At 68.7% G+C, this 7,288-nt stretch carries 4 protein-coding genes and 2 pseudogenes; 3 read left to right on the top strand and 3 right to left on the bottom strand.

The window, feature by feature from the left end; genetic code table 11:
* Positions 1-234 precede the first annotated feature (234 nt).
* From ACFV6E_RS42555 to ACFV6E_RS42565, 3 genes and pseudogenes are all read left to right on the top strand, one after another.
* Positions 235-1,554 (top strand): annotated as a pseudogene (locus ACFV6E_RS42555) (NF041680 family putative transposase); the annotation flags it as partial.
* 43 nt (positions 1,555-1,597) lie between these two features.
* The gene (locus ACFV6E_RS42560) at positions 1,598-3,151 is read left to right on the top strand and encodes a transposase (protein ID WP_385469125.1); all 1,554 of its coding nucleotides are present in this window, start codon (positions 1,598-1,600) and stop codon (positions 3,149-3,151) included.
* 31 nt (positions 3,152-3,182) lie between these two features.
* Positions 3,183-3,335, top strand: a pseudogene (locus ACFV6E_RS42565) (transposase); the annotation flags it as partial.
* A gap of 392 nt (positions 3,336-3,727) precedes the next feature.
* Here ACFV6E_RS42565 and ACFV6E_RS42570 read toward each other — a convergent pair.
* The 3 genes from ACFV6E_RS42570 to ACFV6E_RS42580 form a co-directional block, all read right to left on the bottom strand.
* A complete protein-coding gene (locus ACFV6E_RS42570; protein WP_385469128.1) occupies positions 3,728-3,949 on the bottom strand; it encodes a hypothetical protein in 222 nt (73 codons plus the stop codon).
* 417 nt (positions 3,950-4,366) lie between these two features.
* Positions 4,367-6,178, bottom strand: coding sequence for a hypothetical protein (locus ACFV6E_RS42575; RefSeq protein ID WP_385469130.1), 1,812 nt, complete (start codon positions 6,176-6,178; stop codon positions 4,367-4,369).
* Between the two features lie 759 nt (positions 6,179-6,937).
* Entirely contained in the window at positions 6,938-7,186 is a 249-nt protein-coding gene (locus ACFV6E_RS42580) for a hypothetical protein (RefSeq protein WP_385469133.1), read from the bottom strand.
* Positions 7,187-7,288: the final 102 nt, after the last annotated feature.

Genomic DNA, 7,288 nt, shown 5'->3' on the forward strand with positions numbered 1-7,288 from the left:
GCTCCAACGCCGACCACTGCGCTTCCGTCAGATCCCCACGAGCCATGGCAAGTGATCATGACACGACCCTGATCATCTTTAAAAACAGACCCTAGCTTGATCTTTAACATGTGGCGTCGAATGTTGCGTCGAACTTGGTCACTCGGTCCGGTAACTGCCGTACAGCGAGGCGGCCTTCGTCTGAACATGTGCTCCGACCAAGGAACACACATCTTCAGAACGAAGGCCGTGAGGATGAGTCTGCTGCATCGTGACGTCCGGCGGGAGCCGTTGGCGCAACTGTCATCCTTCCGGGAGGAGTTCTACGGCAGTCTCACTGCCCGTTCGGATGGGCTGTTCGAGCTGGCCGACGCGGTGCTGTGCGGCGACGGCCCGGTGAGGTCACTGGCCGAGCTGTCACTGGTGGGCGAACACCGCCGCGGCCATGGCGGGCTCTACGCCGCACTCGCCAGGGGCCGCATCGACACCGGCCGGCTGCAGCGGGCCCTGGCCGCGGTGCCGCTGCCGCGAGCCGCCGACGGCCGGCTCATCCTGGCCGTGGATGTCACGTGCTGGCTGCGGCCCGACGCCCACACTTCACCGGAACGGATCCTGTGCCACACCTACGGCCGCGGCAAGGACCAGCACATTCCCGTACCTGGCTGGCCCTACTCCGTTGTCTGCGCGCTCGAGCCCGGCCGCAGTTCCTGGACCGCACCCCTGGACGCGCGGCGTCTGGCGCCCGGCGACGACACCGCCACCGTCACCGCCCGGCAACTGCGTGACCTGGTCGAACGCCTCATCACCGCCCGCCAGTGGGCTCCGGGCGAGCCGGACATCCTCGTCGTCGCGGACGCCGGCTACGACGCACCCCGCCTCGCCCATCTCCTGGGCGACCTGCCGGTGCAGGTGCTGGCCCGGATGCGCTCGGACCGTGTCCTGCGGCGGGCCGTCCCGGACCGGCAGCCCCACACCATGGGCCGACCGCCCCGGCACGGCGGCGAGTTCGCCTTCGAACGGCCCGGCACCTGGGGCACCCCGGACGTCGAGACCGTCACCGACACCCGCCTCTACGGCACCGCCACCGCCCGGTCCTGGGACCGGCTGCACCCCAGGCTGATCCACCGCTCCTCCTGGACGGCCGCCGACGGCGCCCTGCCCATCGTGGAGGGCACGGTGATCCGTCTGGACATCGGCCACCTGCCCAGCGGGGCCATTCCCAAGCCCGTCTGGCTGTGGTGGTCGGGCACCGACGCCGCCCCGGCCGACACCGACCGCCTCTGGCAGGCCTACCTGCGACGCTTCGACATCGAGCACACCTTCCGGCTGTTCAAGCAGACCCTCGGCTGGACCTGTCCCAAGATCCGCACTCCCGAGGCGGCCGACCGGTGGACCTGGCTCGTCCTCGCCGTCTACACCCAACTGCGACTGGCCCGCACCCTGGCCGCCGACCGACGGCAACCCTGGGAGGCACCACTGCCTGCGGACAGACTCACTCCCGCCCGCGTCCGCCGCGACTTCCGGCACATCCGCCCACAGGCCGCGAGGCTGTCGCACGGCTCCTGCCCGGTGAAGGTCAAGAGCGATTCGTTGTTCGGTTTCGAGGATCAGAGAGGCGGTGGAATCTTGGCTGGTGGGGCGGAACTTCTTGTCGTGCAACCATGAACGTGATCTTGAGATGCCGCGGGATGTGCGGGAGTGGCTGCCACCCGAGCACCTGTGCTGGAAGGTGCTCGACGCCGTCGAGCTACTTGACCTGTCGGCGTTCGAGAACAGCTACCGTGACGACGGGCAGGGCGGGGTGCCTTACCCTCCCACGAGCCTGATTGCGTTGCTCCTGTACTGCTACAGCAAGGGAGTACGTTCCTCCCGTCGCATCGAGCAGGCTTGCTGGGACGACGTGGGCTGCCGAATCATCACCGCGAACCGCCGAGTGGACCACTCCACCGTCGCGCGGTTCGTACGACGCCACCGTGCTGCCTTGAACTCGCTGTTCGTGCAGGTGTTGTCGCTGTGCGGTCGACGTGGCCTGGTCGATCTTTCGGCGGTGGCCGTGGACGGCTCACCGATGGAGGCGAACGCCGCACGCGACGCCAACCAGCGGCTCCAGCGCCTGGAGGAAACCATCTCCCAGGGCGAGAAAGAGATCCACGCGCTGATGGAGGATGCAGTCGACCATGCGCTGAGCGTCGAGGCCGATGGCTCGGCAGCACAGGACGACGGCGAGGACGCGTGCGACAACTGGCCTCGTCTGTCCCGGCTGTGCGACCTGCTCACTCGGGCCCGCTTGGCCAGGGACAGACTGCATGAACGGGCTATGCCTTCACCCACAGAGATCCGGATCAAGGTCGAAGCCGCCGAGCGGATGGTAACCCGCGCGGAGAAGCGCCTGGCCGCCGAGACCGAGGCTCACCAGGAAAAGCTGAAGAAGTACGAGCTCCGTGTCCGAGAGGACCGGGCGGCAGGACGTCGTGGAGCGAACGGACGGCCGCCGGTCCCGATGGAGCACAAGACCGTCCTCGTTCGCCAGCGAACGCGACTGGTGAAGATGCGGGCCTGGCTGGAGCGGGCCCGCACACCCCGGCCAGCTCCCTCCGCGGATTCCCGTGCCTGCCTGAGCGATCCCGACTCCCGGCTGATTCCCGGTAAACGCGGCGGTTACCTGCAGAGATACAACATCCAGATCGTATGCGCCCGCCGTCAGCTCCTGCTGGCCATCGAAGCGCACGACAATCCCTCGGACAGGACGGCCCTCGTTCCGATGGTGAAGAAGACCCAGCACAATCACCGGGCCGCACGGCTCCCCGGCGACATCCAACTCTGGCTCGCCGACAGCGGGTACGCTTCCGCCGCGTCCTTCGAGGCCCTCGCCGACCTCCCGCTACTGGTCTCGGTCACCAGCGACGCCGACCAGGCAGGCTTTCCCGCGAAACGCCAGCAGGCCCCTGCCGGCCAGCAGGACATGGCGGCCCGCCTCGCCACCCCGACAGGACGGGCCCAGTACCGTCAACGCAGTGCCCTGGTCGAGCCGGGATTCGCCCAGATCTTCCAACGCTTCGGACGGCACCTCAACTACCGCGGCCGCCACGCGGTGGACGCCGAGATCAAGCTCCTCGGCACGGTGCACAACCTCAACAAGCTCATCAATCACACGCCCATGAACCGCTCTTGACCTTCACCGGGCAGGAGCCGTGCGACAGCCTCCGGCTCGCCCGGCAGCCGCACCGAAGCCGTCCACTCCGGGCCCGGGACGACCTCCCGGCTCGAAGAACAAACACCGGGCCAAACGCCACGACATCGGCAAGACCGTCAACCGCGCCGAGTCAATCAAGGAACACCAAGCCCGCCGAGGATAAACGCCAAACGGGAGCGAGCGCCTGCCACTCGGCGTCGGTCATGTCCGAGGTGCAACGGCGGGGCCGAGAGGGGCGACCGCTGCCCTGACCGTATCGGCAGGCCGCGCACGAGCGGGGAGTTTCCCTGTGCACAGGGACAGCGGCAGGGACGGTGTCGTACAACGGCATGACAGGATCTCTTGGTCGGCAGGCGGCAGGCGGCAGGCGGCAGGCGGCAGGCGGCAGGCGGCAGGCGGCAGGCGGCAGGCGGCAGGCGGCAGGCGGCAGGCGGCAGCTGATCGCATCGTTGGCCGACTCGGCCCGCTGCTCACCTCGCCCCAGCGGAATCGACAGACCCAGGGCGGGCGGCTCAACCTGACTGCCCGAGCCGGTTGATCATCGCGGGACAGCCTTCAGGCGGATGCGGCGGCCATGAAGAATGGAATGGCGATGAGGAAGCGGTCGGTCTCTGCACGTCGGCGCTGCTCGGTGAGCCACTCGTCAGCCTGGTCGCGGCCGAAGGCGCCGCTCGTACAGGCCGGCTCGGCGAGCCTGGTGAGCAGCGGCAGCACCGCCGGGGCGGTGAACACGCTGGTGTGCACCTCGACGGTGATGTCGTTGAAGCCGCCGTCCATAAGCAGTTGCGGTACTGGCGGCCGGCGCGGGGCGTGCCCAGGAGGTTGGCGCGGGCGTGCACGATCGTGCGGGTGAGCGCCACGTCATCCGAGTCGGTCATGATGCAGTCGTGAACCCGTCCACCAGGAGTTCTCTTCGTGCCCGCGGCCGGGGCACCAGTCGCCCGCCACCGGGGCACCGGTCCAACCACCCGTCAGGTCGCAAGGGGTGCATTGATGACCGCGACCAGCACGGTTGCCGCACAGCGGACAGCCACCGCGCGAGTCACGATCCTGCGACTGCGGGCCTGACCGGCCTTCTCCGGGACAGTGCAGCAGATGCCGCGTTCTCGCAGGCAAGCGCGGTTCTTGCGAGATGCGGACGCCTTGTCCGCTGCGGACCCGATTGGGCCGGATCCGCAGCCGACCCGAACCGGCTCACGCCGAGGAGAGCTGGTTGGTGATCTCCTTCTCCCAGGCGGTCTGCTGCTCGGGGTCGTCGAGCGAAGCCGCCCACTCCTCCTGCGACTGGTTGTGCTGGGAGGGACCGGCCTTGAGGATGACAAGCAACGCACGTGCCGACTGACGGACGTCGTCGGGAACGTTCCTGCCGACGGGCACGTTCGGACCGGCAGCCAGAGCGTAGAGTTCCTGCGCCATGAAGTGACGCTCGCCCTGCTGGACGGACTTCGTCACCTTGAAGAACTCCTTCAGCGCGTCGCCCCGTCCGACGCCCTCCGCCGCGGGTGCCTCGGTCTGCTCCGTACCGGAGGCGCCCTGAGCCGACGTGGGCCGGGCCCAGCGGTCCGGATGCCGCGCCGCGACATACCGGTTGCTGCCCGCCCTGATCCCCTTGTAGGCGGCGTTGCCGAGCAGCATGGCCGCGGCCACGCCGGCCACGGCGGGTGCGGCCGGACCGCTGACCGCCCCGGCGGCGGCCGCGATCGCCAGGCCACCGCCGGCGGCACGCACCGTGTTCCCGCCGAAGTTGGTGACGCGCTTGGCCATTCTGGTGTGCTGCTTGTGCTGTGCGTACCGGCCCACCCGGAGGAGTTCGGCCTTCAGCTGGCCAGTGAGGTCGGCGACCTGCGCCTCGAAGTCCGCGACGGCCGCAATCCGGGCCGCCGCGGCACCGGAACCCTCCGGCCTGCTGCCTCCTTGCTCCCGCTGAGCCCTCGCCCGGGTGAGCTGATCCTGTACCTGTCCCATCTGGTCGAGTACGTCCTGAAGCCGGTTCCCGGCTCCTGAGGCGCCCTCGGGGGCTGCCGCGATCATGTCTCCGAGCGCGCGGTTCTTGCTGTAGGCGTTCCAGACGGCGGGGACATCGCGTATGGCCATCACCGTGGAGTAGAACGCGCTGGCGCCGCCGGTCAGCTCTCCCAGAACGGGCACCCCGCCCAGGTGGCCGATATTGCGCACCGCCGTGTTCGCCGTGCTGCTGATGTCACCGACGACCATGCCGGTGTTCTGCACTAGGCCGAGGGATTTGCCCTTCAAGTCCTTCCGGGGTTTGTGGGATCCCGGCCCCGTGCCGTTGCGGCCCTTGTACGCGCTCTTCAGTGCACGTCCGTCGTTGAGTACCCCAAGGAGGTCGGTCAGTGTGTTGACGCCGACGCCGACCTGTGCGATGACCGCGGCGTCCTGCAACTGACTGGTGTTCGACGCGGCTTGCGCCTGCGAGCGGAAACCGCCTTCCGACGGTGTGATGATGCGGTTGACCGCTGTGTCGGGCAGATCGAGAATCTTCTTGGACTTGTCGGCCTTCGACTCGATGGCGAAGATCTGCCTGACCTTTCCGGTGACCTTCTTGAGCCTCGCCGCAGCCGCGACAAGATGCCGCCGCCCTTGTTGCTCCTGCTCCTCTTCCCGCTGCCTCCGCGTCTCCGCCGCCGCCTCTTCCTGCCGCCGCCGCGCCTCCGCGGCAGCGTCCGTGGCCACGGCGGCTCTCATCTCACGACGCTCACCCCGCCGCACCCCCTCCACAGCCGCATCCGAAGCCACCGCAGCCCTCAACTCACGACGCTCACCCCGCCGCACCCCCTCCACAGCCGCATCCGAAGCCACCGCAGCCCTCAACTCACGACGCTCACCCCGCCGCACCCCCTCCACAGCCGCATCCGAAGCCACGGCCGTCATCCGTTGCCGCCGCTCCTCCTGCTCCGCCTCATCGGGCCGCGACGGCGAAGCGACCGATCCCAGGATGGCCGGGGCGGAATTCGACCGACCACGACCACCCGTGAGCCGCTCCAACTCCGGGAAGTTTCCCCGTTCCTGTTCTGTTCCCGACGTACTCGACGCCCTCTGTATCGCTGCGGTGACGGCCCTGTTCCCCGCCATGGCCTGCAAGGAGGCCAAGGCCGGCCGGGGTCCCCGGGAGCGGCTCGGAGCAGGAACGGCGGCGCCCGTGCGACGCGTCTGCGCTACCTGCGATCGGTCCAGCACGGACAGCTCCTTCTGAGAATCCCGGCCGCGCCGTCACGAGATGCCTGATTCAGACGGAGCGGACAACAGAGGAAGGGGACTTACGCAGCGCGCGGGCAGGGGGATGCGATGCGACTGCGGCAACGTACCCGCGCCGGCGAAGCCGCGAGTTTCCCCTGTGTTCGGTTATCGATAACGGCATGTTTCGTAGTCGTTCAGGTGGCGGAGGCGGTTGCCGGCCCCGAGACCAGGCCGGTACGAAGTGCCGCCCTCCGCGCCCGCCGGGCCGGACAGCAGGTCACGGGCGGCTCGGACGATTCCCTCGGTGACGATGCCGGGCGCCCGGTCGGCGCATGCGAATCCAGGAAGTGATCGGGCCGCTCTTCGCCGCTGAGGACTTCGCGGATCTCTTCCCTGCGCGCGGTCAACCCGTATGGCCACCGGATCAATTGGCGGTTGTGTCGGTGCTGCAGTTCAACCCTTCGGAAACGCCGGCCTGGCCACCTCGGCGGTCCGCGACGGAGCCTCGATGACTTCGCCAACGGTGTGCCCAGCGGGGCATGTCCTTCGGCCGCGGCAGACTGCGCTTCAACACGCGGCGGACAGGCTCCATGGCCCCGTCGAGCGCACCTGGTAGTAGCCGCGGCCCGGCCACTGGAACGTATGCTCCCCGGCGCGGCTCTCGGTCACCGTCTCCCCGTAGGCGAGGCGGTCGTCCAGCGCCTCCAGCTGGATCTGGCTCGGCCCCGCGTAGCGCAGGACACCCGGGCCCGGCTGCCCCCGGTAGTGCACGACATCCGACCCGGTTCCGTTGATCTCGTCGTGGAAGCGCGGCACTTCTCGCGGTCGTGTCCCTCGTCGTGGTGTTGGGGGTCAGCTGACCGTTGTGTTGGTGGTGTTGGGTAGCGCGGGGGCGCTTTCGGGGAGTTCGGGATAGAG

The sequence above is a fragment of the Streptomyces sp. NPDC059785 genome, assembly GCF_042732375.1.
GTDB lineage: Bacteria > Actinomycetota > Actinomycetes > Streptomycetales > Streptomycetaceae > Streptomyces.

What these genes read in the sequence shown, in the direction of transcription:
- ACFV6E_RS42570 (WP_385469128.1), bottom strand. Translation starts at nt 3,949, where the DNA reads ATGGACGGCGGCTTCAACGACATCACCGTCGAGGTGCACACCAGCGTG.